This is a genomic window from Anaerococcus nagyae, assembly GCF_017874535.1.
In the GTDB taxonomy this organism is placed as follows: domain Bacteria; phylum Bacillota; class Clostridia; order Tissierellales; family Peptoniphilaceae; genus Anaerococcus; species Anaerococcus nagyae.
In genome coordinates this window covers 286239-311652 of the sequence record NZ_JAGGLS010000001.1, presented here as the reverse complement: position 1 = coordinate 311652, position 25414 = coordinate 286239, and the positions used below count along the sequence as shown (strand labels likewise).

Below are 25414 nucleotides of genomic sequence, written 5' to 3'. Positions count from 1 at the left end.
TATGCCAAGTAATAATATAGAAGAAAAATTAAAGGAATTAGATCGAGGTTTTTACGACTTTATAGACGAATTTACCTATGATAAGATTACAGAAAAAGGAATTAATGCTGATATAGTAAATGAAATTTCACGTGAAAAAGGCGAGCCAGACTGGATGAGGCTTAGAAGGCTTAAATCTCTTGAGCTTTTCCTTCAAATGGAAAATCCAAACTGGGGTCCAGACTTATCTGAGTTAAATATGGATGATATCACAGCCTATGTTAAGCCAAAGACAGATAAGAAATCTAATTGGGAAGCTCTTCCGGAAGAGATAAAAGCTACTTTTGATAGACTTGGTATACCTCAAGCTGAACAAGAATCTTTAGCTGGTGTAGGTGCCCAATACGATAGTGAGGAAGTATACTTCTCTATTCAAAAGCATTTAGAAGATCAAGGTGTTATCTTTATGGACTTTGCAACAGCCCTTAAAGAGCATGAAGATTTGGTAAAAGAATACTTTCAAAGAGCAATACCCCCAACACTTCATAAATATGCGGCACTTCACGGTGCAGTATGGTCAGGTGGATCGTTAATATATGTTCCAGAAGGAGTAAAGGTAGATATACCACTTCAATCATATTATAGACTTAATGCTCCAGGTGCTGGACAATTTGAACATACTATGATTATCGCAGAAGATAATGCAAAAGTTCACTTCATAGAAGGATGTTCAGCTCCAAAATATAATGTTGTAAACTTACATGCAGGTTCTGTAGAAATATTTGTTGGTAAAAATGCTGAAGTTAGATTTTCTACAATAGAAAACTGGTCAAGGAATATGTATAACCTAAACACAAAGCGCGCTATAGTAGATGAGGGCGGCAAGGTTATTTGGGTATCAGGTTCCTTTGGATCAAAAGTTTCTATGCTTTATCCTACAAGTGTATTAGCTGGAGAAGGTGCAAGCGCGGAGTATACTGGAATTACTTTTGCAGGTGATGGTCAATATATTGATAATGGTTGCTCAATGATTCACCTTGCTCCAAACACATATTCAACTGCTCTTACCAAGTCAATTACGGGTGGTACTGGAAAATCAATGACTAGATCTCTAGTTCAAATGAAGAGAAATTCAGCGGGTAGTCGTTCAACAGTTGACTGTGAAAATCTAATGCTTACTGAAGGTGCACAGTCTGATACTATTCCAGTACTCGATATTAGAAATGATGATGTGGATTGTGGACACGAGGCAAAGATTGGATCATTAGATCAATCACAAATATTTTATCTAATGAGTCGTGGAATTCCCGAAGATGAAGCAAAATCTATGATAGTACGTGGATTTGCAGAACCAGTTAGTCGTGAATTACCATTAGAATATGCTGTAGAAATGAATCACTTAATAGATATGGAACTTGAAGGAGCGAATGGCTGATGAGTAAACTTAATGAAATGAGAATGTATACTTGGAATTCTACTGGCCTAAATTGGGTAGATTCAGATATCAGCCTAGGCCAAGCAGAAAGAAAAGAATATTTTAAATCAAGTGACACTGAATCTATAAAAGCTCTTGATGAGGCATTTAAGTCAAAAGTTTATGGAATTTCAGATGAAGTAAAAGCAGAAAATAAGAACTTTAGAAACTTTACAAGGACATTTGATATAGCAAGTGCTGATAAAAAAGAAACTGAGATTATAGAACTTAAGCTTGATAGTGATAATGATATTTTGGTTTCAGGCATTGATGTAAATGCAGGAGAGGATTCTACTTCTTCATATTTAATTAGCGCTTTTGGAGAAGGAGATAACTTATACCTTAACTCTCAAATTAGAGCCAATATAGCTGACAAAGCACGAGTTAAACTTGTTGTAGTAACAAATTTACCAGAAAAATCAATTAATTTTTCTTCTATTACAACAATTTTAGGAGAAGAGTCTTATCTAGATATTACTTATATTGAAATAGGGGCGGATAATTCTATTGTAAATATAAAAAATATTCTTGATGGAGATAGAGCGATGGTCCGTGAATCAGGAGTATACTTTAAAGAAGAAAATCAATTCTTAGATATACTTGCTACTAATGAACACAATGGAAATGATACGGATTCTGAAGCTATGTTTAATGGAGCACTCAAAGATCATGCTCATAAAAACTGGAAGGGTGTAGTAGACCTTAGACCAGGTTGCGTAAGTGCAGATGGTAAGATAGGGGATTATTCTATGATGTTTTCCGATACGGTTAAAAATAAGACTGCACCAATTCTACTTTGTGCAGAAAAAGAAGTTGCGGGCAACCATGCTGCAAGTGTTGGTAGACTTAATAAGGAAATGTTATTTTACATTATGAGTCGTGGTTTTGATAAAAAGCAAGCGGAGTCTATGATGCTGGAAGCAACTTTTTCTAAAGCCCTTGATAAGATAGAAGATGAAGCTTTAAAAGAATCTTTAAAAGAAAAAGTTCATCAAATGAATACAAGGAATTAAGATGGATATTAATAAAATTAGAGCAGACTTTCCTTACCTAGATAGTAAAAATGTAGGTAAGGATGTCATCTACCTAGATACAGCAGCTACTAGCCAAAAACCTATACAGGTTATAGAAGCGGTTGATAAATATTATAAATATAAGAATGCAAATCCTCATAGGGGAGCACATTATTTAAGCTTTGAGGCAACTAAGGCTTACGAAAACTCTCGTGATGATATTAAGGAATATATAGGGGCTAAGCATCGTGAAGAAGTTATCTTTACAAGAAATGCAACAGAAGCTTTAAATCTAATAGCATATTCTTATGCTCTAGATAATTTGCATGAAGGTGATGAGATACTTATAACAATCTTAGAGCACCATGCAAATCTTGTTCCATGGCAACAAGTTTGTAAAAAAACTGGAGCAAAGCTAGTTTATGCTTACTTAAATGACGATTATTCCTTAGACTATGATGATTTAGAATCAAAGATTAATGATAAGACAAAAATAGTTTCATTCACTGGTGCGAGCAATGTAACTGGTGAAATAATTGACGTAAAAAAAATAGTAAACTTGGCTCATGAGAAAGGTGCTATTGCTATAGTTGATGGAGCTCAACTTATCCCACACTTAAAGACAGATGTAAGTGATTTAGATTGTGACTTTTTAGTATTTTCAGGCCATAAGCTTTTATCTCCTATGGGTATAGGTGTTCTTTATGGTAAAAAGGAAATTCTTGAAAAGATGGAACCTTTTAATACTGGTGGAGACATGATAGAATATGTCTATGAGCAAGAAGCAACTTTTGCAGAACTCCCTTATAAATTTGAAGCAGGTACACAAAATGTAGGTGGCGTAGTAGGTTTGGCTGAGGCCATAAAATACATGGAAAATATAGGAATAGATGAGATTTATAAATACGAGTCAGAGCTTACCCACTATGCCTATGATTTAGTAAAAGACTATCCGCATATTAAGATCTTCTATCCAGAAGACTCTAAAACTGGATCTGTTTTAGCTTTTACTTATGACGATATCCATCCACATGATATAGCAAGCATCCTAGATAGTAAGGGAGTTGCAGTTAGATCAGGTCATCACTGTGCTATGCCTTTACACAAGTACTTAGGTGTAAGTTCAACTGCAAGAGCAAGCTTTGCATTCTATAATACAAAAGAAGAAGCAGAAATTTTTGCAAAAGAATTATTAAATGTCAGAAAGGTAATGGGTTTATAACATGGATATGGAAGAAATTTATTCTCAAATAATACTCGATCATTCTAGAAATCAAGCTAATAAACATGAACTAGAAGATGCAGATATCAAAGAGCCAGGTCACAATCCTTCTTGTGGTGATGAGATTGTCTTAGAGCTAAAATACGATGGAGACAAGATTGTAGATGCAGCCTTTACAGGCGATGGATGCGCTATAAGCCAAGCAGCTACAAGTGTTATGTGTGATACAATTATCGGAAAGACTAAAGAAGAAGCAAAAGAACTTGCGGATATTTATATTAGAATGATAAAAAGAGAAGATATAAGCGATGAGGAGATAGACAAATTAGGTGATGCCGCAGCATTTATCAACATTCAAAATATGCCACAAAGAGTAAAATGTGCCCTGCTTTCATGGAAAACTTTAGATCAAGTTATTTAATATGAATAAGAATAATTTAGATGATTTAGAATTCTTAACAAGTGTTATTACAACAATGCTACTGTTAGTGATAACTTATTTACAATATCAAAAAAATCGTCCATTCTGGTGGATTATTTTGATAGTATCAATAACTATGGCTGCAAATGCCTATATAAAGTACAATAAAATAGAAAACAAAAACTGAGATCATCAAGATTTCAGTTTTTTATTGTATATCTATTGTGCGCATATAAATATGTATTAACATATATATCATTTGCAATTTCACTTGTTATAATTGGCACGATAACTATAATTCTAGGTAGATATGTATATCGTAAATTAAAATATATAGATATGCTAGAAGCACTTCAATCTATAGAATAGGTATAATAAAAGAGTCCTTTCGGACCCTTTTCAGAACGTAGACAAAATCGATTTTATAACTTATTAATAATTTAAAATTTAAATTAAGCTACAGACCATCTCGACTAGATGAATATACCTTGGTTTGGTAAGTTCATCCCTAAAACTAGTGCGAAAGCACAAAAAAGTTTGCCCAGTAAACGAGTTTTAGTGTGAGTGAAACGAATGCATGGAGAGATCTAATAAGATTTCTCCGCTCACTACGTTCAGTCGAAATGGGTAAATTTATATTTTGTTAACAGTTCAAAAAGCCCTTTCGGGCTCTTTTATTATTTTATAAATTTAATTATTTATCTTGTTATCTTCTAAAGAAAAATTTAATATTACAGTCATAGAAAATATTATTGAAAATAAATTTAGGTTATATAAAAACGTAGTATAAAAATTCTTTTATAATCTTAAATATCATCTCTCCGTAAAGGCATGGACATGCATCTGGGACCACCACGACCACGAGAAAGTTCACTTGATGGCATAACATGGACTTTGATTCCGTTATCTTTTAGGAGGCTATTAGTCACCTTATTTCTAGAATAAACGATTACTTCGCCAGGAGCGATTGCTAGGGTATTTGCACCATCTGACCACTGTTCTCTGGCGCCAGCTACAAGATCATTTCCTCCACAGCGGATTAGTGTAACTTTGTCAAGACATAAAGCTTCAGCTAATATCTTATCTAGTTCTAGGTTTTCCTTTTTTATCCTGATTTCTTTTTCTTCAGACTTTGTCAAAGAATATACTGTAAGAGGACCTTCTATTTCTGGATGTATGGTAAATTTATCATAATCAACCATAGTAAAAACTGTATCTAAGTGCATGAAAGCTCTTTTATTAGGTATTTGCAAGGCTAGAATTTTTTTGAATGTTTCATTGTGTGTAAATATTCTTTCTGCAAGTTTTTCTATAGAATCTGGATCCGTTCTCTCTGATATACCTATAGCTATAACTTCTTTGGAAAGTATAAGTTCATCTCCGCCTTCAATTACACTTACATCATTTCTGTTATACCATAGAGGAATATTAGCATCTTTAAACCTTGGATGGTACTTTAAAATGTATTTGGCAAATAGTGTTTCCCTTTGTCTTGTTTCATTTCTCATTTTATTTAGGGATACGCCATGGCCTATATTTGCTGCAGGATCTCTTGTGAAATATAAGTTGGGCATAGCATCACATATAAATGGATTAGTAGAATTAACCATATCAGCAAGACTTACTTCTCTATAGGAGGCTATATCTGTTTTTTTGATTCCCTCCATCATGTTAAGTATCATATTTTGGTTAGTATCTATACTCATAAGATAATCTTTCACTAGATTTTTGCTACAAATTCCATAGATTTTAGCTTCGCTTATAAATTCATCTACAAACTCTTCTTTAATTGTTGAATTAGTTATAGCTTCAGCAGCTAAATCTTCTAAGTATAGAACTTCTATATTGTTATCAATTAATATTTTTGCAAAAGCATCATGCTCATATCTAGCTATATCTAAAAATGGTATATCATCAAAAAGCAATCTATCTAGGGAATCTGGAGTTAGATTTTCTAACTCTTTTCCTGGTCTATGTAACAAAACAGATTTTAATTTTCCTATTTCAGAATAGACATTTAATGTTCTTTCTCTCATTACATTCCTTTCTTTCAAATTAAATAAGATAAGCAAAAAGTGCCAGCTAGCGTAAAATAATTACTTATGAGTTGACTGGCTAATATTCTTAAACTTCTTCGAAAAATTCTACTTCTATCCCATCTAAAACTTTTGAAGGTACACCAATTTTACCAGTTGCTTTGATTTCCTTGTATCCTTTTAAATCGTCACGGTACTTTAGAAATCTTTTCAAATGGCTTAGATTTTTACTTATATTAAGTATTTCTGTTCCATCATATTTTTCGGGATGATTCTCATAATCTCTTATAACTACTTGGCAATGTGGGCATAAATCGCTTACAAATATTTCTGTGCTTTTAATATTATCCATTATTTCCTCCTGTAAGTAATATATTCAAATTTAATTCCGTTTTCTTTATTGATTCCTGATTTATTTATAATTTCAAAATTATTATCCTTATCGAAATTATGAAGATAAGTATCGGCATCGCGGCTTGCATATATTTTTGTAATAATAGCTTCATTGCAAAATGGTAAGAATATATCAACTATTTGAGAACCACCAATTACATAAGCTTCTTTTGGGCTATTTTCTACAAAAGATAAAACTTCTTTGTAGTCGTTAAAAACCTTGGCGTCATCTAGCCTGTAATCGGTATTTCGACTGAGAACAATGTTTTTTCTATCGGTTAAACCACCGCCCATAGATTCATAGGTGTTTCTGCCCATGATAACTATGTTATGGATGGTCTCCTCTTTAAAATGTTTAAGATCAGTAGATAGATGAAAAAGCATCTCATTACCCTTACCAATACCCCAATTTTCATCAACAGCCAAAATGATTTTCATAAATTACTCCTTTAGATAATAATACTTCTATTTAGTTACTTTTAAATTCAATTGAACTGTGCAATTGATTTGAAACAAAAACAAACATTTTTTATTGTGTGGATAATGTAGATGATTATTTTAAAATATTTTTGCAGAAAACGTTGACAAAAAAGTTCGGTTGATATACTATATAAACAAATAAGAAAATTAATAAACATAAAGGAACAAAGGAGGGGGTTATGAAAGTTTATTTTTCTTCTGATAAAGATGGAATAGAGCTAAAAAATGCTCTAGTTGAAGAAGTAAAATTTTTAGGATATGAAGTTGAAGATTTAACTGAAGATGAATTTGACTTTGTTGATAGTGCAAAAGCTGTTTGTAAAAAACTTTTAGAAGTAGATGGTATGCTTACAAGTGGCTCTGATGATTCTTCTGTGGGGATACTTATTGATAAATATGGAGCAGGTTCTTACATGGCGGCTACTAAACATAAAGGAATGATAGCTGCAGAAGTTAGTGATGAAAGATCTTCATTAATGACAAAAAGACATAATGGAGCAAGAGTGTTATGCTTTGGATCTGGAATTGTTGGTGAAGAACTAGCTAAGTCTTGTGTAAGAAGCTTTTTAAGTCATGGCTATGATAGTGGTCGCCATCAAATCAGAATAGATATGCTAAATAAAATGATGTAGGAGGTAAGTAATGAAGATAGCATTAGGATGTGATCATATTGTTACAAGTTTAAAAATGAAAATATCAGATCATTTAAAAGCTAATGGTTATGAAGTTATTGACGTAGGAACTTACGATAATACTAGAACTCATTATCCGATATTTGGTAAAAAAGTTGGGGAATTGGTAGCAAGCGGAGAATGTGACTTTGGAGTTGTTTTATGTGGTACGGGTGTAGGGATCACTACAGCGGTAAATAAATCTTTTGGAACAAGATGTGCATTGGTGCGTGATTGTGCAACAGCTGTATATGCTAGAGAAGAACTAGATGCAAATGTAATAGGTGTAGGTGGAATGATTGTAGGAAAAGATCTTGCTTGTGAAATAGTGGATAGCTTTATAAATGCAGAATATAAAGAAACTAATGAAAATAAAAGGTTAATAGAAAAGCTTATGTCCATTGAAGAAGAACAAGGTGAAGATAAGCAAAAACAATTTTGTAATAGCGAATTCTTTGATGAATTTTTAGAAAAATGGGATCATGGAGAATACCATGACTAACGAAATCTTCCTTGGTGTAGATGGAGGAGGAACGAAAACAGAATTTTTGTTAGATGTAGCTGGTAATAAATTTGAATCGAAACAGACTACTATACACCCAAAACAAGTTTCTAAGAAAGAGTATTTTGATATTATGGAAATGGGAATAAAGGAAATTGCTAAGAAAGAGGGTATTAATCCATTTAATATTACTTACTCTTTTATTTCAATTTCTGGATATAGGCAGTATCCAAATACAGAAGAATACATTAACGAAGGCATAAGAAGAGTTGTTAATAGTGATAGGTTTAGCATAGATAATGATTGTGTTAATGGATGGGCTGGTTCATTAAATGGAAATCCAGGAATAAATATAGTTTTAGGAACAGGCGCAATTGGTCATGGAGTAGATATTAATTGTAATTCTATGAGATGCTCAGGCTGGGGACACTAATTGGGGATGAAGCTAGTGGGTATTGGATAGGTTTAAAATTATTAAATTTATTTACCAAAATGAGTGATGGAAGATTAGAAAAAGATTCCATATATGATTTAGTTAAAAAAATCTAGTTATAAAAGATGATTTCGAAATTTTTGAAATTATAGAAGTTATGAAAAGAAATGAGATAGCGTCTATATCAGTAATATTAGATATAGCGCTGGAAGAAAACAATAAAAATGCATTAAATATCTTAGACGAAACGTCTGAAGAAGTATCCTTAATAATTGATACAATATATAAGAAATTGAATTTTGACACACTTGTCAAGGTATCGTTTTCAGGAAGTGTAGCTAATATAGGAGAAAGATTAATGGGATCTATAAAAAATAAAGTGGAAGGTGATATTGATATTGTAACATCTTATGCAAGCCCGGTTGAAGGATCAATTATATTAGCTAAGAAATTATATAAAGAGAGTAAGAGGGTAATATGAATAGACAAGAAATAGGCATGTTAGGATTTGAAATAGTAGCATATTCTGGTGATGCAAGAAGTAGTTTATTAGAAGCTAGAGATTGTGCGAAGAGAGGAGAATGGGATAGAATTGAAAATTTAATAGAATCCGCTCAAGAAAATATAAATGAAGCCCATAATAAACAAACTGAGATGCTTACACTTGATGCTAGGGGCGAAGATTTAGATATAGGTATTATAATGATTCACGCCCAGGACCACTTGATGACGACGATGTTACTCAAGGATATAATATATGATCTAATAGAGATTTATAAAAGATAGGAGTTATTATGGATGCAATAGTAAAACGTATAGATAAAATAACACCTACTTTTGAAAAGATATCAAGAAATAAATACATGGTAGCAATTAAAGATGGATTTATGGAAACTATGCCGGTTGTAGTTTTCTCAAGCTTATTCTTATTAATAGCTTATATCCCGAATATATTTGGATTTTATTGGTCTGAGAATGTAGAGACATGGCTTACTAAACCATATGCATACTCCATGGGACTTTTAGGACTTATAATGTCAATAACTACAGCAAAACACTTTACAGCAGGCCTTAACAGAGAATTACCAATAGATACCCAGCTTAATACCGTATCAGTAATGTTTGCATCACTTGTTGGGTTTATGTTTTTATCAGCAGATCAAATAAAAGATGGATTTAGTAATGGTTATTTGGGGTCTACTGGCCTAATAACTGCATTTATATCTACATTTGTTGCTGGGAATATTTATAAATCTTGCTTTAAAAATAATTTGACTATCAAGATGCCTAAAGAAGTGCCACCTAATATTTCTCAAGCTTTTAAAGATATAATACCATTTGGGTTATCTTTATTAATGTTTTGGGTTATTGATTATATAATTAGGACAACAATTGGAACAAACTTAGCGGAAGCTATTATTGTTTTAATACAACCACTTTTCTCTGCAGCAGATAGCTGGGGTGGAACGGCTTTAATCTATGGAGCTATGGCATTCTTTTGGTTTATAGGTATACATGGACCGTCAATAGTAAATCCTGCTATAAATGCAATTGCATATATAAATCAGGCAAATAATATTGAGGCCTTTCGCCAAGGCTTGCATGCTACAGCAATAGTAACTCCAAATACAGGCGAATTTATAGCTACTTTAGGTGGTACAGGAGCTACATTCGTTGTGCCATTTATATTTATGTTTTGTTCAAAATCAAAACAAAATAAGGCTGTAGGAAGAGCTGCAGTTGTACCTACATCTTTTGGTGTAAATGAACCTATTCTTTTCGGCGGACCTTTAGTGTTAAATCCAATATTTATGATCCCCTTTATATTAGCACCGATTTTAAATGTGTGGATATTTAAATTTTTTGTAGAGGTTTTGGGAATGAATTCAATGGTTGCTCAAATGCCATGGACAACTCCAGGTCCTATTGGAGCATTTATATCTACAGGTTTTTCGCAATTATCATTATTAATGATGGCTATATTATTAATAGTAGATACTTTATTATATTTGCCTTTCTTTAAAGTTTATGATAAACAAATCTTAGAGAAAGAGCAGGCAGAAGAAGCACTTATAGATATGGAAGAAGAAAATGCGGAAGAAACTGCTGAACGAGATGTTAAACTCATTGAAGAAGGAAAGCGACTTGAAGAAGAAGTTAATGTTCTAGTATTATGTGCTGGAGGCGGTACGAGTGGTTTGTTAGCAAATGCTTTAAATGAGGGTGCTGAAGAAAAAGGCGTTAAATTACATGCAGCTGCAGGAAGTTATGGTGCTCATCATGATATTTTGCCTAAATATGATGTGGTAGTATTAGCTCCACAGGTAGCAAATAATTATGAGGATATAAAACAAGATACTGATAGGATTGGTAATAAGTTAATAAAAACAGCGGGTAAACAATACATTGATTTAACAAGGGATCCAGATGGTGCAGTTAAATTTATATTAAGCGAATTGGAAAAGGAGCAATAAATGAAATTTTCGAATGATTTTATATTTGGTGGGGCAACAGCAGCATATCAATGTGAAGGGGCTACTAAAGAGGATGGTAAAGGACTAGTGTGTTGGGATGTTTATTATAAAGAAACCGATGGGTATAATCCAGATCCTGCTAGTGATTTTTATCATAAATATAAAGAAGATATTGACAACTGTGTAAAATTTGGCATAAATGGAATAAGAGTTTCAATTGCTTGGACAAGAATATTTCCAAAAGGTTATGGAGAAATAAATGAATTAGGTGTTAAACATTACCATGAGTTATTTAAATATGCAATAGAAAATGGTGTAGAACCTCTTGTTACTTTGCATCATTTTGATACACCTTATGAACTTAATAAAAACGGAGATTTCACAAATAAAGAAGTTCAAAATTATTTTATTGAATATGCAAAATTTTGTTTAAATGAATTTAGTGAAGTTACACATTGGGCGACATTTAATGAAATATGGCCATGGTCTGTAAATCAATATATAACTGGAACTTTTCCTCCAGGAGAAAAATATCAATATAATAAAACAGTAGAATGTATACATGGTATGTTATATTCTCATGCTGTAGTAGTTAACTACTTTAAAGATAACAATATTGAAGGAGAAATTGGCGTGATTCATTCATTAGAATCACATTATCCATATGATGAGGATGATCCGTCAAGTGTAGAAGCAGCTAAAAGAGTAGATGCAATAGCAAATGGGCTAGAATTAGAAGCATCATTTGAGGGAAGTTATAGAGAGAAAACTTTAACTAGAGTGAACTATATATTGGAGACGAATGGTTTTGAAAGGTTTGAGCCTGATTATTCTGACCTTCAAGAAATGAAAAAAGCGTGTAAAAGAGTTGATTTTTTAGGGATAAATTCATACTCAGCTCATTGGCATAAAAATTATGAAGGTGAGAACTATCACCATCATAATGGAACGGGAGATAGAGGTACATTTAAATCAGCTTTAAAGGGTATGAGTGAAGAAATTAAGCCAGAAGGATTGCCACGTACTGATTGGGACTGGATTATCTATCCGCAAGGCTTATATGATATGATAATGAGAGTTTCAGAATATAAAAACTGTAAAAAGATTTATATTACAGAAAATGGTATGGGCATTAAAGAAGAATTAAATGAAAACAATACAGTTGAAGATGACCAAAGAATAGACTATGTAAAAGATCATCTAGAAGTAGTTTTAAAAGCCAATGAGAATGGAGCTAATGTAAGAGGCTATTATTTGTGGAGCTTAATGGATATGTTTAGCTGGTCAAATGGTTATAATAAGAGGTATGGATTCTTTTTTGTGGATTTTGATACTCAAAAAAGATATCCAAAGAAAAGTGCATATTGGTTTAAGAACTTATCTGAAACTAAAGAACTTAAATAAATATAAAGCGGCATAGGTATTGTATTGATGCTAGCTTTATTTTAAAGGTGGATAAATGTTAAAAGAAAAGCGTCAAGATTTAATAGTAGAAATGGTAAATGATAAGGATTTGATAGAAGTTTCTGATCTCACAACGACATTAGAGGTCACAGAAATGACTATAAGACGTGATTTAAAAGAACTTGAAGGAAAGGGTCTTTTAAAGAGAGTTCATGGTGGAGCTAGAAAAATCAAATCTATATCTAATGTAGAGTACAGTAATGCTGAAAAAAAGGAAAAGAATATAACTCAAAAAAAATATATTTCCAAGCAGATATCAGAGATATTAAAAGAAGATGATATAGTATTTTTCGGTGCAGGCACAACAATTGAATTTGTACCAGAGTACATTGGCGAAAAGAGACTGAAAGCATTTACCAATTCTTTATACTTATTCAATGAATTACTAAGTATAGATACAATTGATTTGAAATTAATTGGTGGAAGTTTTAGAAATATAACTGGCGCTTTTGTTGGTCCTATGGCAGTAGAGAACATAAAGAATCTAAGGTTTAAAAAAGCTTTCATAGGTGTAAATGGAATTAATGATAACAATGCTTTCACATATAATGAAGATGAAGGATACCTACAAAAACTTGTATTGGATAATTCTATAGAAAAATATTTAGTGGCTGACTCATCAAAAATAGGAGTTGAAGATTTTTATTCTTTTTATAATATAGATGAAGTAAATATTATCACAGATGATAAACTATCTAAGCAAGACTTAAAGTCCTTAAAAAAATACACTAAAGTTATTAACTGATGAATTAGCTAAATATAGAATTAAACATGAAATCTTAGGATAAATATATAAATAATAATATAGTAATATCTAATAAATAAATTTATCTATAAGCGTATTAATTATTGAAAGTAGGTATAAGTATTATGAGTTTATATTCGGATATTGTAGATGATTTAAGTAAAGAAATTAAAAATATGAAAAAAGGAGATCAGATTCCCTCTGAGAGACAACTTTGTGCAATATATAATGTAAGTAGAACTACAATAAGAAATGCTATTAATGAATTGGTCAATAGTGGGCTTATTTATCAAATCCATGGTAAAGGATCCTTTGTTACAGGTAAAACCTCTGATCAAGATAATTTAAATAAATATTATTCTTTCACTCAAAGGACAATAGCAAATGGGCAGACACCTAGATCAGAGATTATTGATTTTAGGATAATACATCCTTCCTATGAAATTTCCCAGAATCTTAAAATAAAAGAAACTGATTTAGCTATATCTTTTACAAGGCTTAGGTTGGCAAATGAGGTTCCTATGATGTATGAGGTCACATATATTCCATATAGTAGATTTGAAAGGGTTACTAAAGACATGATTGAAAGAAAGCCTTTATATGAAATATTTGATGAGAAAGCAAGCACAAAAATTTTTAATGTTAATGAGAGATTTTCAGTAGGGATATTACCTAATAAGATAGCTAACTATCTTAATCAAAAAGCAAAAGATGCGTGCTTAAAAATAATTAGAAAATCTTATGATTTTGATGATCAAGTATTAGAGTATACTATTTCTCTTGCTAGAGGAGATAAATTTTATTATGAAACTTCTTATAATCCTTTATAATAACTATATATAAATAATATTATATATGGTTATTGTGTATAGTTGACACTTTGAGAAAATGTTCTTATAATTAAATAAGAGGTAATTACCAGTTAGGAGGATTCATGATAAAAGATATCGCTACAGTTTCACTAGTTTTATTAGTTTTTATACTCATTTTTGTTATCATTATGCAAATAGTGAGTATGAGAAACTTGAAAAAGTCTAGATCTCATATGGAAAAACTGCAAGCTTTACTCAAGCCTGGATCAAAGGTTATCTTGCTTGGAGGGATTTACGGTAGAGTAATAAAGATGAGTGAAGATACTGCTATTGTAAATATAGCAAAAGATGTAGATATCAAAGTGGATCGATCCGCAATAAAAGAAGTAGTTGCTTAAAATTATGTTGGAGGTTATTTATGCCAAATATTATTCTAGCGAGAATAGACAATCGTTTATTGCATGGACAAGTTGCAACTCAATGGACAAAAGCTATTGGAGCAAATTTAATACTTGTCGCAAATGATGAGGTTGCTGGTAATAAAATGAGACAAGGTCTTATGGATATGGCTGCTCCTAATGGGGTGGATACAAGATATTGGACAATTCAAAAGACGATAGATACTATTCATAAAGCTGCAGATAGGCAAAAAATATTTATTATTATTGAATCCCCAGAGGATGCATTAAGATTAGTTGAAGGTGGAGTGCCTATTAAAAAAGTAAATGTTGGAAATATGCATATGTCTGAGGGAAAAAGACAAGTGGCAGGTGTTGTTGCTGTAGATGATAACGATATCAATGCTTTTAAGGCTTTAAGAGAACACGGTATAGAACTTGAAATAAGGAAAGTTCCTACAGAAGCCACGGAGAGCGTTGAAAAGCTATTTTCATAATAGAATAGGAGAAAATTATGCATTTTAATGCTTTGCAAATAATTTTGATATTTATAGTGACATTTATAGCAGCTATTGACCAATTTAGTTTTCTTGAATCACTTTATCAACCGATTGTAATGGGCCCTATAGTTGGAGCTATCCTTGGTGATCTAAACACTGGATTAATAGTTGGAGCGACTTATCAGCTTATGACTATAGGTAATATGCCTGTAGGAGGAGCACAACCACCTAATGCAGTTATCGGTGGAATTATGTCTGTAATATTTGCTATTACAGCAGGGTTTGACTCTAATGCGGCTGTAGCAGCAGCTATTCCTTTTGCTCTTTTAGGACAATATGGTGTAACAGTAATATTTACAATAATGGCACCTTTAATGAGTAGGGCAGATAAATATGCAGCTGAAGCTAACCCAAGAGGGATTGAAAAATTAAATTATGGAGCTATGGCGGCGATTGGAGCTATATTTGGTATTATTGTAGTATTATTTTTCATAGGTGGAGCTACCTTTGGAAAGCAACTTGTAAAAAATATACCTGATACATTTATGCATGGCTTAGATGTTGCAGGTGGAATGATGAAATATGTAGGCTTTGCTGTATTATTAAGACTTATGATAAGTCGTGACTTGTGGGGATTTTTCTTTGCTGGTTTTGCTCTAGCTGTTATTATAATGGCTAATCCAACCCTAAGTGGACCAGCATTACTCATAATAGCTATGATAGGATTTGCGATTGCATATTGGGATTATCAAATTAATTCTAAGATAAAAGTATCATCAAGTGTATCTATTGAAGGAGATTATGAAGATGGAATATAATCAATCAACCCAATATAAGGATCTTACTCCTGCTCCACAATTAGACAAAAAAACTTTAAATAAGATGGTGTGGAGATCACTGTTTTTACAAGCGTCATTTAATTATGAAAGAATGCAAGCTGCAGGTTGGCTATATGCTATACTACCTGGTCTAGAAAAGATTCATACTAATGATGAAGACCTATCTAAGTCTATGGCTCATAATCTTGAATTTTTTAATACTCATCCATTCTTGGTTACATTTGTAATGGGAATAATACTTTCGCTTGAACAAAATAAAGTTGAAGTTCCCACAATAAGAGCTGTAAGAGTAGCTGCTATGGGTCCACTAGGTGGAATAGGAGATGCTTTATTTTGGTTTACTCTTGTACCAATTACTGCAGGCATATCTTCAAACCTTGCTTTACAGGGACATATTGCAGGGCCGATACTATTTCTAGTAATATTTAATGTGGCTCAGTTTGCATTGCGTTTTTGGCTTATGAACTGGTCTTATAAATTGGGATCCGATGCTATAGATATTTTCACAGCTAATGCTAAAGAATTTACTAGAGCAGCATCTATACTTGGTGTAATAATAGTTGGAGCACTTATATCAGTTTACGGTGGTACAAAGCTTGCTATTGAAATTCCAAATGGTATGACAAATGAAGCTCAAGAAGTGCAAACAGTAGTAGCTAATGACTCTATTAAGACATATGAAGATTATTTATATATAAAAGATGATGAGGGAAACTTTACCAAAGACTTGAAAGAAGGTGCTAAGGTACGTGATCTTGGAAACGGCACATCAGAATTAAAATTCACCGTTTATGAACAAGTTCCTGTTAATGTAAATATCCAAGAAGTACTAGATGGTATCATACCAAGTTTAGTACCATTAGGTCTTACTTTACTATTATACTTCCTCTTATCTAAGAAGAGTTGGACGCCTATAAAGTGCATAGTCTTCCTTCTTATATTAGGTATAGTAGGTGCTTATATTGGTGTATTTTAGCGGGAGGAGTTGTATCTGATGAAAGGAATTATTTTAACTACTCATGGAGACTTAGCTAGTGGGTTATATTCGACAATTAAGATGATAGCAGGAAGCTTTGATAATATAAGAATTGTTGAATTTCATGATGGAGATAATATTGAGCAATTAGATAAGAATATAGAAGATGCATACAAAGAATTGAACTATAGTGATATATTTGTATTGTCTGATTTGGCTGGTGGAACTCCATTTAATAGATCTGTAATGACTTTAGCAGATAAAGAAAATGTTCAGTTTGTAGCAGGTGTTAATTTTGCGATGCTATATCAGGCTTTATCATCTGAAATAGAAGATAATGAGGAATTCTTAGAAGATATAATTACAACATCAAAACAATCAATTGTGACCTACAAACAAGAAATAGAAACTTCCTCAAATCAAGATGGTATTTAGTAATGAGACGATAGTGCAATTGAATATTAATCAATTGCGCTATCGTTTTTTAATATAATAGTTGTTGCTAATGTGTAAAATTTTTATTAGGAAAGAAGAGGTTAGAAAGTGTACTTAGATTTAGATTATATAAAAGAAAATGATGCAATTAATACTTATTCAGAAATTTTTTCTCAAGCTGATATATGGGAAAAAGTATATGAGCTTTATGAACAAAGACTAGAAGAACTTAAGGATTTTTTTGGAAAAATAGGTGAGGATATTGAGATAATTTTTACTGGAGCTGGGACTAGTGAATATGTGGGTAATGTTGCTTGTGAATACTTAAATTCTTTAGGAAATTACGATTTTAAGTCAATAGCAACTACTGATTTAGTAAGTTGCCCATATCTTCATTTTAAAAAGGATAAAAAAACTCTACTAGTAAGTTTTGCAAGAAGTGGTAACTCACCTGAGTCTTTAGCCGCAGTAGAGCTTGGCGAAAAATTAGTAGATGACTTTTATAACTTAGCCATTACTTGTGCTCCAGATGGTAAACTTGCTTTAAAATTATTAGATGATGATAATTCTTATGTTTTCATAGAGCCAGAAGGTACAAACGATAAGGGCTTTGCTATGACAAGTTCATTTTCATCTATGCTTTTAACAGCTCTTTTAATATTTGATAATAGAAGCGACAAGAAAGAGCAAGTGGATGTAATTGTTAAGATAGCCAGAGATATTTTAAAAGATAGCGAGAAAATAGAAAAACTTGTTGACTTTGACTTTGATAGGATCATATATCTTGGATCGGGTTCTTTGTATAAACTAACCAATGAAGCTAGACTAAAAGTTCTAGAACTTACAGCAGGTGATGTTTCTAGTCTATATGAATCTTCAATGGGCTTTAGACATGGACCTAAGTCATTTGTAAATGGTAAGACATTAATTATTTCTTTTATATCTTCAAATGAGTATACAAGAGATTATGATTTGGATATATTAAATGAAATATCAGCTGATAAAATTGCTCCTCAAATAATAGCTGTAGCCAATTCTAAAATAGATGGGGACTTTGAAAAGTTAATTTATGAAAATGAACTTACTTGTGATGCTTACTTATCTTTACCGTTTATAATTATTGGTCAACTTGTAAGTTTGATTACAAGTCTAAGAGTAGGCAATACCCCTGATAATCCTTCAAAATCTGGAACTGTTAATAGAGTAGTAAAGGGAGTTACTATACATCCTTATAATTAAGTCATGGGTATAAAATAAATACTTAAAGAAAAGGAGAAGTTATGTTTTATACAGCAAAATATATAATATTAGAAGATACAGTTTTACAAGATTACTATATGGAAGTAGGAGATGGAAAGATTAAATCATTTTCAAAAGAGAAGCCAGATTTTTATGAAGATCTAGGAGAAATTATAGCACCAGGTTTAGTAGATACTCATATTCATGGATATTGTGGAGAAGATATTATGAACGCTAAGCCAGGTGCTCTAAATATAATTTCAGAAGCCTTACTAGAAACAGGAGTTACAAGCTTTTTGCCTACAACCCTTACAGATAGTACTGAAAGATTAAATGAAGCTTGTAGGATTGTAGGTGAGGAATACAGGGATGTAAAAGGTGCTAAGATTCGTGGCATATTTTTAGAAGGACCATTTTTTACTGAAAAATATAAAGGTGCTCAAAATGAAAAATATATGTCAGATCCTGATATAGAAAAACTTAAAAAGTGGAAAGAGCTTTCAAATGGTCTTGTAAATAAGATTGCAATTGCACCGGAAAGAGAAAATATAAAAGACTTTATACACAAGGCAAATGCTATGGGAGTATACGTTGCTCTTGGACATTCTGATGCAAGCTATGAAGAAGCTATGGATGCTGTAAATGAAGGGGCAAATATATTTGTTCATACCTATAATGGTATGAGTGGACTTCATCACAGAAATCCTGGAATGGTAGGAGCTGCAATGAATTCAGAAACTATATCTGAGCTTATATGTGATGGTCATCATGTAAATCCAGCTGCTGCCAATATTTTGATGAATGTTAAGGGAAGAGATCATATAGCTTTAATTACGGACTGTATGTCAGCAGGTGGAATGAAAGATGGAGACTATATGCTAGGAGAATTTCCAGTTGTAGTTAAAGATGGCACAGCAAGACTTAAGGAAGGCGGTTCTCTAGCAGGATCTATACTTAAGCTAAAGGATGCTATTAAAAATGTAGTTGACTGGGAAATTGCAGATGTATTTGAAGCGATACAAATGGCAAGCCTTATACCTGCAAAGTCTGTAGGTATTGATGATGTATGTGGAAAATTAAAACTTGGCTATGAAGCAGATTTTATAGTACTAAACGAAGATTTAGATCTTAAAGCTACCTATATAAATGGAAAGAGGGCTTTTGAATGATTTTAACAATCACAGCAAATCCATCTGTAGATATATCATATGAACTAGAAAATTTTAAAATCGATGATGTTAATAGGACTAACCAAGTTATAAAAGATGCAGGTGGTAAGGGAATTCATGTTGGATATGTCTTGAATGAACTGGGAGAAGATGTTGTACACTCAGGCTTTGTTGGAGGAGCCTTAGGAGAGTATATAAAAAATACCATTAAAAATAAAGGGCAAGAGTCAAGATTTATTGATATAGGGGAAGATACGAGAAATTGTATAGCTGTATTACACGAAGGAAATCAAACAGAGATCCTTGAAAAAGGACCTAAAATAACAACAACTGAAGAGAATGACTTTATAGAAAAGCTCGATGAAATCACTAAGGGCTGTGATTATATAAATGTTTCAGGATCATTACCAAATGGTCTTAATGCAAGTTTTTATGAAAGAATAATAGCCTATGCTAAAGAGAAAAATAAATTTATATCTGTGGATACTTCAGGAAAAACCCTTGAGTCTATAATAAATGCAGGTGTAAAACCAGATTTAATTAAGCCAAACGAAAGTGAAATAGGAGATGTATTAAAGACGGAAGTTAGCAAAGATAATTTGGTTGATATTTTATTAAGAGAACCTTTCAAAGATATAAGATATATAATAGCTTCTATGGGCAAAGATGGGGCTATTGTAAAAATTGATAATAAAGTTTATAAGGCAAACGTTCCAGAAGTAGAGGCAATTAATCCTGTTGGGAGCGGAGATTCTTCTCTTGCAGGAGCTATATATGCTATAAGTAAAGATAAAGATGACATAGATATCATAAAAACAAGTATGACTTGTGGTTTGTTAAATGTTTTAAATAAAGAAATTGCCCACATTAACATGGATGATTTTGATAAGTATTATGAGCAAATAGAAGTGGAGGAAATCTAATGAAAGTATCTAAAGAAAAATATGAGAATCTTAAACAATTAGTAAATGATGAAGGTGTTATAGCGGCTCTTGCTATTGATCAAAGAGGGTCTATGGAAAAGATGATGGAGAAAGCTAACCCTAAGTTAAATAATGTAGAAGGGATTGGAAGGTTTAAAGAATTAATTTCTAGTGAACTTACTAAATACTCATCATCTATTCTTCTTGATCCAATCTATGGTATGAAAGGTGTAAATGCTCGTGATAAAAATGCTGGCTTAATCATGTCTTATGAACAAACTGGATATGATGAGTATGAAGAAGGCAGATTACCTAGATTAATTGATTTTGTATCAGGACTTAGAATAAAAGAAATGGGAGCAAATGCTGTTAAAGTTCTTTTGTACTACGATATAGATGAAGATGATAAGATCAATGACATCAAGAAAGCTTGGGTTGAAAGAGTTGGTTATGAATGTGAAGCATTAGGACTTCCGTATTTCTTAGAAATCGTAAACTATGATGCAAATATAGACGATGCAAAAGGAGCAGAGTATTCTAAGCTACGTCCTAAAAAAGTAATCGAATCAATTAAGGTGTTTGATGATCCAAGATATAAGGTAGACGTATTAAAGGTAGAAGCACCAGTAAATATGAACTTTGTAGAAGGATTTGGTGATGGTGAAATCTTACACTCAAGGAAAGAAGCTTTAGGATATTTCAAAGAACAATCCGATGCAACTGATATTCCATTCATCTTCCTAAGCGGCGGAGTAAGCGCAGACTTATTCAAAGAAACCCTAAAATTTGCCAAAGAAGCCGGCTCAACATTCAATGGTGTCCTTTGCGGAAGAGCTACTTGGAGAGGCGCTGTAGAAGAATTTGGTAAATCTGAAGAAGAAGCAAAAGAATGGTTAAATGCAGAAGGGAAAGATAATATAGTAACATTAAATGAAGTTATAAAAGAAACAGCTACATCTGTATTTGATAAAATAGTAGAAGAATAAAAGCAATCCCTTAAGGTTTATGAACTGCCCCCACCCTTAAGTTGCTTTGGTTCAACTTTAAAGGCTCAGTTCATTATGCTTTAATGGGATATTTTTATATTTAAAGTATTATAAGCTAACATATATTTTTAAGTAATTTACTAGCTATAGACTTATTAAAAAAATCGACCATTGGGCCCATAAAAAATACATTTATTATAGTTCCAATACCGATAGTAGCTTTTCCTATAATACCTACGATCATACTTATAGAATCAGTGATAATCCTAGCAACACCTAAAGAAATATTATGATTCTTTTTATTAATTGTAAGGAACAAGGAATCATAAGCAGATACTCCTATATTGGTGCTAGTATACAAAGAAACGTTCATAGCCATTATTATAAGAGCTGCTATTAAAATGATAATTCTAGATATGAAAGTTGGGCTAGTGTATATATTTTCTATAAAAGCCGCAGAATAATCTGCTACAGGTCCTATAACTAAAAGATTAATAACTGTTCCTATACCAATCATCGACTTATTTAAGAAAAAAATTAAAATTATAATTACTGCATTGATAATGGGATATATATACCTAAAAGGAGTTTTAGCTAAGTTGCTTACTCCTATTATTAGAGATGTAAATGGATCTATACCAAGATTAACTACTCTCATAGCACCTATGGTTATTCCGATTAGAATATTTGCCATAAGGCAAATTAATACTCTTTTTATATAATTTGAATTTTTGGCAGTCATACATACCTCTTTGATAAATAATATAGTTAATACACTTACTAATTATACCAATATTCCGTGGATTTATATAATTTTTATAAACTTATGGGTAATTTTAATTTAAAATATCTTAGAGATTAACGTTTTATTAAAAGTAAATGTTTTTAAAGATAATTAAGAAGAGATTTTGGGAATAATATTTAAAAGGGATATAACTTTTATGCTAGATCTAAATATATAAATATAATATAAGTTTTAATAAGATTTAAAAATTCTGTATTTAATTAATGGGGGTATCATGAAATTTTTCTTAGACACAGCAAATATAAATGAAATAAAGAGGATAAATGATTTAGGACTTTGTGATGGAGTAACTACCAACCCTTCTTTAATTAATAAAGAGGGGCGTAATTTTAATGAAGTTATTGGGGATATAACAGAGTTGGTTGATGGGCCAGTTTCTGCTGAGGTTACTAGTTACGATTATAAGGGAATGGTTAAGCAAGCTCGTGATTTAGCTAAGTGGGCTGATAACATAGTTGTAAAAATTCCTATGACAGAGGAAGGGTTAAGAGCAATTCATACTTTAAGTAAAGAAGGAATTAAGACTAACTGCACATTGATTTTTTCTGTATCCCAAGGAATAATGGCTATGAAAGCAGGTTCTACATATATCTCTCCTTTTATGGGTAGAATCGATGATATGGGTGAAGATGGAGCTAGACTTGTAGCTGAACTTCGAAAAGTCATAAATATATATGATTATGACTCAGAAATTATAGCAGCAAGTATTAGGCACATTAATCATTTAGAAAAAGCTGCACTTGCTGGAGCGCATATAGCTACTATTCCAGGAAATCTTTTTGAAAAACTTTGGACGCATCCTCTTACGACAGCGGGGATTGAGTCTTTTAAGAAAGACTGGGAAGCTTTCGAATCAAGGAATAAATAGTGTATAAAGAGTGAGTTAATTAGACTCGCTCTATTTTTATAAATATATATAAAAAATGAAGAGTATAGTAATCATATAAGTAAATATTCATTTGTATAAATTTAATAATTAAGGAGAGAAAATGTTTAATAATGATGATAATAGAGCGATCAGTGCTATAAGATCCCTTTCAATTGCCCAAATTGAGGCGGCAAATAGTGGTCACCCAGGACTTCCTATGGGTGCTGCCCCTATGGCTTATGTTTTATGGAATAAGTTTTTAAAAGCGAATCCTAAGAATTCTTCTTGGTTTGATCGTGATAGATTTGTTCTAGCAGCAGGACATGGATCTGCATTGATATATTCCCTATTACACCTAACAGGATACGATGTAAGTCTAGATAATTTAAAAAAATTTAGACAACTTCATTCAAACACAGCAGGACACCCAGAACGTGGGCATATAGATGGAGTTGAGGTTACTACTGGTCCACTTGGTCAGGGTATTGCCCAAGCAGTTGGTCTAGCAATAGCAGAAAAACATATGGCAGCTTTATATAATAAAGAAGATGCGCAAATTATAGACCACTATACCTATGCACTTTGCGGTGATGGTGACCTTATGGAAGGTGTATCTTATGAAGCAATGAGTCTTGCTGGGCATTTAAACTTATCAAAATTAATAGTTTTATATGATTCAAATGATGTCTGTTTAGACGGAGCTACTAACACAACATTTTCAGAAGATATGAAAAAGAGAGCAGAAGCTCTTAATTGGAATTATATCTTTGTTGATGATGGCAGAGATTTAGATAAGATTTATGAGGCTATTAATCATGCAAAAGGTAACTGGCATGGGCCAACCATTATAGAAATTAAAACTGTAATAGGATATGGTTCTACCAATCAAGGGACTAACAAAGTTCACGGGGCTCCAATAGGCGCCGAGGATTTTAAGAGAGCTAAGGAAATCTATGAATGGAATGAAGATGATTTTTCAATTCCAGAAGACATTTATAAGACTTTTGAGGAAGGGATAGCTCATACAGGTAGTAAAGAAAATCAAAAGTGGGATGAGCTTTTAGAATTCTATAAAGAAAACTACAGAGAAGATTATAATAATTTGATGGCAGGAATTAATAGAGAACTACCAGAAAACTTTATGGATGAGGTTAGGAAATACTCATCAGAGGATAAGGCTCTTGCAACTCGTGCATCAAATGGAGAAATTATCCAAGATTTAGCAAAAATCACACCGAATTTCTGGGCTGGATCTGCAGATTTATTTTCATCCAATAAAACTAATATTAAAGATACTATAGCTTTTACAGATAGAACTCCAGAAGGACGTAATATTTATTATGGTGTTCGAGAATTTGCAATGGCTGCCATAGGAAATGGAATTATGGCTCACGGTGGAAGCTGGCATCATGTTTCAACTTTCTTTGTATTTACTGACTACCTAAAACCAGCTATTAGACTATCAGCCCTATCAAAACTCCCACTAACCTATGTTATGACTCATGATTCAATAGCAGTTGGTGAAGATGGTCCAACTCATGAGCCAATAGATCAACTAGCGATGATTAGGGCTATTCCAAACACTATCATGCTAAGACCGGCAGATGCTAATGAGACAAGACTTGCTTGGGAAATTGCTTTAGAAAGCAAGGAAAGTCCGGTAGTTATGGCTCTTACTCGCCAAAGTATTTCAAATCTTAAAGAGACAGAAAATATAAATGATATAGAAAAAGGAGCTTATATAATAAGTGATGCAAAAGGCACACCAGATCTTATATTAATAGCTACAGGTTCAGAAGTAGAACTTGCTCTAGAAAGTAAAAAACTTTTGCAAAAAGATGGTAAAAATGTAAGAGTAGTGTCTATGCCATCTATGGAATTATTTAGAAAACAAGACGAAGCTTATAGACAAGAAGTTTTGCCAAAAGAGGTTAAAAATAAAGTTTCTATAGAAATGGCAACAACATTTGGCTGGGCAGAATGGACAGGAAGCGATGGTTTAAATATAGGTATTGACAGTTTTGGGCTTTCTGGAAAAGGAAATGAAGTAACAGCGGAGTTTGGCTTTACACCAGAAAAAATTTCAGAAAAAATTAATGATAAATACTATAAAGCCTAAGCTAAAATCTATGATTGCAATACCCTTAACTTCTATAA

29 protein-coding genes are annotated in these 25414 nt (G+C 32.4%); 25 read left to right on the top strand and 4 right to left on the bottom strand.

The genetic code is table 11. The features are described 5' to 3' along the window. Position 1 precedes the first annotated feature (1 nt). Genes sufB through J2Z39_RS01570 form a run of 5 tightly spaced genes read left to right on the top strand, consistent with a single transcriptional unit; the run spans position 2 to position 4296 of the window. Positions 2–1414, top strand: coding sequence for a Fe-S cluster assembly protein SufB (gene sufB, locus J2Z39_RS01590; RefSeq protein WP_209813451.1), 1413 nt, complete (start codon positions 2–4; stop codon positions 1412–1414). Then, positions 1414–2466: a SufD family Fe-S cluster assembly protein gene (locus J2Z39_RS01585; protein WP_209813449.1), complete on the top strand. Its 1053-nt coding sequence runs from the start codon at positions 1414–1416 to the stop codon at positions 2464–2466. The genes sufB and J2Z39_RS01585 overlap by 1 nt, the downstream gene beginning before the upstream one ends. A 1-nt stretch (position 2467) precedes the next feature. Further along, the gene (locus tag J2Z39_RS01580) at positions 2468–3688 is read left to right on the top strand and encodes a SufS family cysteine desulfurase (RefSeq protein ID WP_209813447.1); all 1221 of its coding nucleotides are present in this window, start codon (positions 2468–2470) and stop codon (positions 3686–3688) included. A gap of 1 nt (position 3689) precedes the next feature. After that, positions 3690–4109 carry a Fe-S cluster assembly sulfur transfer protein SufU gene (gene sufU / locus J2Z39_RS01575; protein ID WP_117520357.1) on the top strand — a complete coding sequence of 140 codons (420 nt, stop codon included), beginning with the start codon at positions 3690–3692 and terminating at the stop codon, positions 4107–4109. 1 nt (position 4110) lies between these two features. Continuing rightward, complete coding sequence (locus tag J2Z39_RS01570; protein WP_209813445.1) at positions 4111–4296, top strand: hypothetical protein; 186 nt, start codon at positions 4111–4113, stop codon at positions 4294–4296. 619 nt (positions 4297–4915) lie between these two features. Here the strand turns inward: J2Z39_RS01570 and arcA are convergent. The 3 genes from arcA to J2Z39_RS01555 all read right to left on the bottom strand — a co-directional run bounded on the left by arcA (position 4916) and on the right by J2Z39_RS01555 (position 6976). Further along, positions 4916–6145: an arginine deiminase gene (gene arcA / locus J2Z39_RS01565; protein WP_209813443.1), complete on the bottom strand. Its 1230-nt coding sequence runs from the start codon at positions 6143–6145 to the stop codon at positions 4916–4918. Positions 6146–6233: 88 nt separating this feature from the next. Beyond that, positions 6234–6497, bottom strand: a complete 264-nt coding sequence (locus J2Z39_RS01560) for a hypothetical protein (protein ID WP_209813441.1) — start codon at positions 6495–6497, stop codon at positions 6234–6236. Next, positions 6497–6976 (bottom strand): dihydrofolate reductase, encoded by a 480-nt coding sequence (locus tag J2Z39_RS01555; RefSeq protein ID WP_209813438.1) that lies wholly within the window; start codon positions 6974–6976, stop codon positions 6497–6499. The genes J2Z39_RS01560 and J2Z39_RS01555 overlap by 1 nt, the downstream gene beginning before the upstream one ends. 221 nt (positions 6977–7197) lie before the next feature. Between J2Z39_RS01555 and lacA the strand changes: the two genes are divergently transcribed. From lacA to J2Z39_RS01470, 18 genes are all read left to right on the top strand, one after another. Continuing rightward, on the top strand, positions 7198–7650 hold the full coding sequence (lacA, locus tag J2Z39_RS01550; protein WP_209813436.1) for a galactose-6-phosphate isomerase subunit LacA: 453 nt from the start codon (positions 7198–7200) through the stop codon (positions 7648–7650). A 10-nt stretch (positions 7651–7660) separates the two neighbouring features. Next, positions 7661–8191, top strand: a complete 531-nt coding sequence (lacB, locus tag J2Z39_RS01545; protein ID WP_209813435.1) for a galactose-6-phosphate isomerase subunit LacB — start codon at positions 7661–7663, stop codon at positions 8189–8191. Beyond that, complete coding sequence (locus J2Z39_RS08420) at positions 8184–8624, top strand: BadF/BadG/BcrA/BcrD ATPase family protein (RefSeq protein ID WP_245325649.1); 441 nt, start codon at positions 8184–8186, stop codon at positions 8622–8624. Before lacB ends, J2Z39_RS08420 begins: the two co-directional genes overlap by 8 nt. Positions 8625–8781: 157 nt before the next feature. Next, positions 8782–9105 carry a hypothetical protein gene (locus J2Z39_RS08415; protein WP_245325648.1) on the top strand — a complete coding sequence of 108 codons (324 nt, stop codon included), beginning with the start codon at positions 8782–8784 and terminating at the stop codon, positions 9103–9105. Continuing rightward, positions 9102–9410, top strand: a complete 309-nt coding sequence (locus J2Z39_RS01535; RefSeq protein ID WP_117520344.1) for a PTS lactose/cellobiose transporter subunit IIA — start codon at positions 9102–9104, stop codon at positions 9408–9410. Before J2Z39_RS08415 ends, J2Z39_RS01535 begins: the two co-directional genes overlap by 4 nt. 8 nt (positions 9411–9418) lie before the next feature. Continuing rightward, the gene (locus tag J2Z39_RS01530) at positions 9419–11098 is read left to right on the top strand and encodes a PTS lactose transporter subunit IIBC (protein WP_209813433.1); all 1680 of its coding nucleotides are present in this window, start codon (positions 9419–9421) and stop codon (positions 11096–11098) included. Next, on the top strand, positions 11099–12502 hold the full coding sequence (gene lacG / locus J2Z39_RS01525; RefSeq protein ID WP_209813431.1) for a 6-phospho-beta-galactosidase: 1404 nt from the start codon (positions 11099–11101) through the stop codon (positions 12500–12502). It begins immediately after the preceding gene. Between the two features lie 55 nt (positions 12503–12557). Beyond that, positions 12558–13307: a DeoR/GlpR family DNA-binding transcription regulator gene (locus tag J2Z39_RS01520; protein ID WP_209813429.1), complete on the top strand. Its 750-nt coding sequence runs from the start codon at positions 12558–12560 to the stop codon at positions 13305–13307. 125 nt (positions 13308–13432) lie between these two features. Beyond that, positions 13433–14137, top strand: coding sequence for a GntR family transcriptional regulator (locus J2Z39_RS01515; RefSeq protein ID WP_181965101.1), 705 nt, complete (start codon positions 13433–13435; stop codon positions 14135–14137). Between the two features lie 104 nt (positions 14138–14241). Continuing rightward, positions 14242–14517, top strand: a complete 276-nt coding sequence (gene yajC / locus J2Z39_RS01510) for a preprotein translocase subunit YajC (protein ID WP_209813427.1) — start codon at positions 14242–14244, stop codon at positions 14515–14517. Between the two features lie 20 nt (positions 14518–14537). Further along, the gene (gene agaV, locus J2Z39_RS01505) at positions 14538–15014 is read left to right on the top strand and encodes a PTS N-acetylgalactosamine transporter subunit IIB (protein ID WP_117520334.1); all 477 of its coding nucleotides are present in this window, start codon (positions 14538–14540) and stop codon (positions 15012–15014) included. Between the two features lie 17 nt (positions 15015–15031). Next, positions 15032–15835 carry a PTS mannose/fructose/sorbose/N-acetylgalactosamine transporter subunit IIC gene (locus J2Z39_RS01500; RefSeq protein ID WP_117520332.1) on the top strand — a complete coding sequence of 268 codons (804 nt, stop codon included), beginning with the start codon at positions 15032–15034 and terminating at the stop codon, positions 15833–15835. After that, positions 15825–16832 carry a PTS system mannose/fructose/sorbose family transporter subunit IID gene (locus J2Z39_RS01495; protein WP_209813424.1) on the top strand — a complete coding sequence of 336 codons (1008 nt, stop codon included), beginning with the start codon at positions 15825–15827 and terminating at the stop codon, positions 16830–16832. The genes J2Z39_RS01500 and J2Z39_RS01495 overlap by 11 nt, the downstream gene beginning before the upstream one ends. A gap of 18 nt (positions 16833–16850) precedes the next feature. After that, on the top strand, positions 16851–17267 hold the full coding sequence (locus J2Z39_RS01490) for a PTS sugar transporter subunit IIA (RefSeq protein ID WP_245325647.1): 417 nt from the start codon (positions 16851–16853) through the stop codon (positions 17265–17267). A gap of 108 nt (positions 17268–17375) precedes the next feature. Continuing rightward, positions 17376–18506: an AgaS family sugar isomerase gene (locus J2Z39_RS01485; protein ID WP_209813423.1), complete on the top strand. Its 1131-nt coding sequence runs from the start codon at positions 17376–17378 to the stop codon at positions 18504–18506. 41 nt (positions 18507–18547) lie between these two features. Continuing rightward, a complete protein-coding gene (nagA, locus tag J2Z39_RS01480; RefSeq protein ID WP_209813422.1) occupies positions 18548–19675 on the top strand; it encodes an N-acetylglucosamine-6-phosphate deacetylase in 1128 nt (375 codons plus the stop codon). Then, entirely contained in the window at positions 19672–20598 is a 927-nt protein-coding gene (locus J2Z39_RS01475; RefSeq protein ID WP_209813421.1) for a hexose kinase, read from the top strand. The genes nagA and J2Z39_RS01475 overlap by 4 nt, the downstream gene beginning before the upstream one ends. Further along, entirely contained in the window at positions 20598–21584 is a 987-nt protein-coding gene (locus J2Z39_RS01470; protein WP_117520322.1) for a tagatose 1,6-diphosphate aldolase, read from the top strand. Before J2Z39_RS01475 ends, J2Z39_RS01470 begins: the two co-directional genes overlap by 1 nt. A gap of 115 nt (positions 21585–21699) precedes the next feature. Here the strand turns inward: J2Z39_RS01470 and J2Z39_RS01465 are convergent, their stop codons facing one another. Then, positions 21700–22326 carry a YczE/YyaS/YitT family protein gene (locus J2Z39_RS01465; protein WP_209813420.1) on the bottom strand — a complete coding sequence of 209 codons (627 nt, stop codon included), beginning with the start codon at positions 22324–22326 and terminating at the stop codon, positions 21700–21702. 277 nt (positions 22327–22603) lie between these two features. Here J2Z39_RS01465 and fsa point away from each other — a divergent pair, with 277 nt between their 5' ends. Beyond that, positions 22604–23257 carry a fructose-6-phosphate aldolase gene (gene fsa, locus J2Z39_RS01460; protein ID WP_117520318.1) on the top strand — a complete coding sequence of 218 codons (654 nt, stop codon included), beginning with the start codon at positions 22604–22606 and terminating at the stop codon, positions 23255–23257. 121 nt (positions 23258–23378) lie between these two features. Beyond that, positions 23379–25376, top strand: a complete 1998-nt coding sequence (gene tkt / locus J2Z39_RS01455; protein WP_117520316.1) for a transketolase — start codon at positions 23379–23381, stop codon at positions 25374–25376. Positions 25377–25414: the final 38 nt, after the last annotated feature.

Coding starts and splice junctions, on each gene's coding strand:
- sufB (WP_209813451.1), top strand. CDS start 2: ATGCCAAGTAATAATATAGAAGAAAAATTAAAGGAATTAGATCGAGGT.
- J2Z39_RS01585 (WP_209813449.1), top strand. CDS start 1,414: ATGAGTAAACTTAATGAAATGAGAATGTATACTTGGAATTCTACTGGC.
- J2Z39_RS01580 (WP_209813447.1), top strand. CDS start 2,468: ATGGATATTAATAAAATTAGAGCAGACTTTCCTTACCTAGATAGTAAA.
- sufU (WP_117520357.1), top strand. CDS start 3,690: ATGGATATGGAAGAAATTTATTCTCAAATAATACTCGATCATTCTAGA.
- J2Z39_RS01570 (WP_209813445.1), top strand. CDS start 4,111: ATGAATAAGAATAATTTAGATGATTTAGAATTCTTAACAAGTGTTATT.
- arcA (WP_209813443.1), bottom strand. CDS start 6,145: ATGAGAGAAAGAACATTAAATGTCTATTCTGAAATAGGAAAATTAAAA.
- J2Z39_RS01560 (WP_209813441.1), bottom strand. CDS start 6,497: ATGGATAATATTAAAAGCACAGAAATATTTGTAAGCGATTTATGCCCA.
- J2Z39_RS01555 (WP_209813438.1), bottom strand. CDS start 6,976: ATGAAAATCATTTTGGCTGTTGATGAAAATTGGGGTATTGGTAAGGGT.
- lacA (WP_209813436.1), top strand. CDS start 7,198: ATGAAAGTTTATTTTTCTTCTGATAAAGATGGAATAGAGCTAAAAAAT.
- lacB (WP_209813435.1), top strand. CDS start 7,661: ATGAAGATAGCATTAGGATGTGATCATATTGTTACAAGTTTAAAAATG.
- J2Z39_RS08420 (WP_245325649.1), top strand. CDS start 8,184: ATGACTAACGAAATCTTCCTTGGTGTAGATGGAGGAGGAACGAAAACA.
- J2Z39_RS08415 (WP_245325648.1), top strand. CDS start 8,782: ATGAAAAGAAATGAGATAGCGTCTATATCAGTAATATTAGATATAGCG.
- J2Z39_RS01535 (WP_117520344.1), top strand. CDS start 9,102: ATGAATAGACAAGAAATAGGCATGTTAGGATTTGAAATAGTAGCATAT.
- J2Z39_RS01530 (WP_209813433.1), top strand. CDS start 9,419: ATGGATGCAATAGTAAAACGTATAGATAAAATAACACCTACTTTTGAA.
- lacG (WP_209813431.1), top strand. CDS start 11,099: ATGAAATTTTCGAATGATTTTATATTTGGTGGGGCAACAGCAGCATAT.
- J2Z39_RS01520 (WP_209813429.1), top strand. CDS start 12,558: ATGTTAAAAGAAAAGCGTCAAGATTTAATAGTAGAAATGGTAAATGAT.
- J2Z39_RS01515 (WP_181965101.1), top strand. CDS start 13,433: ATGAGTTTATATTCGGATATTGTAGATGATTTAAGTAAAGAAATTAAA.
- yajC (WP_209813427.1), top strand. CDS start 14,242: ATGATAAAAGATATCGCTACAGTTTCACTAGTTTTATTAGTTTTTATA.
- agaV (WP_117520334.1), top strand. CDS start 14,538: ATGCCAAATATTATTCTAGCGAGAATAGACAATCGTTTATTGCATGGA.
- J2Z39_RS01500 (WP_117520332.1), top strand. CDS start 15,032: ATGCATTTTAATGCTTTGCAAATAATTTTGATATTTATAGTGACATTT.
- J2Z39_RS01495 (WP_209813424.1), top strand. CDS start 15,825: ATGGAATATAATCAATCAACCCAATATAAGGATCTTACTCCTGCTCCA.
- J2Z39_RS01490 (WP_245325647.1), top strand. CDS start 16,851: ATGAAAGGAATTATTTTAACTACTCATGGAGACTTAGCTAGTGGGTTA.
- nagA (WP_209813422.1), top strand. CDS start 18,548: ATGTTTTATACAGCAAAATATATAATATTAGAAGATACAGTTTTACAA.
- J2Z39_RS01475 (WP_209813421.1), top strand. CDS start 19,672: ATGATTTTAACAATCACAGCAAATCCATCTGTAGATATATCATATGAA.
- J2Z39_RS01470 (WP_117520322.1), top strand. CDS start 20,598: ATGAAAGTATCTAAAGAAAAATATGAGAATCTTAAACAATTAGTAAAT.
- J2Z39_RS01465 (WP_209813420.1), bottom strand. CDS start 22,326: ATGACTGCCAAAAATTCAAATTATATAAAAAGAGTATTAATTTGCCTT.
- fsa (WP_117520318.1), top strand. CDS start 22,604: ATGAAATTTTTCTTAGACACAGCAAATATAAATGAAATAAAGAGGATA.
- tkt (WP_117520316.1), top strand. CDS start 23,379: ATGTTTAATAATGATGATAATAGAGCGATCAGTGCTATAAGATCCCTT.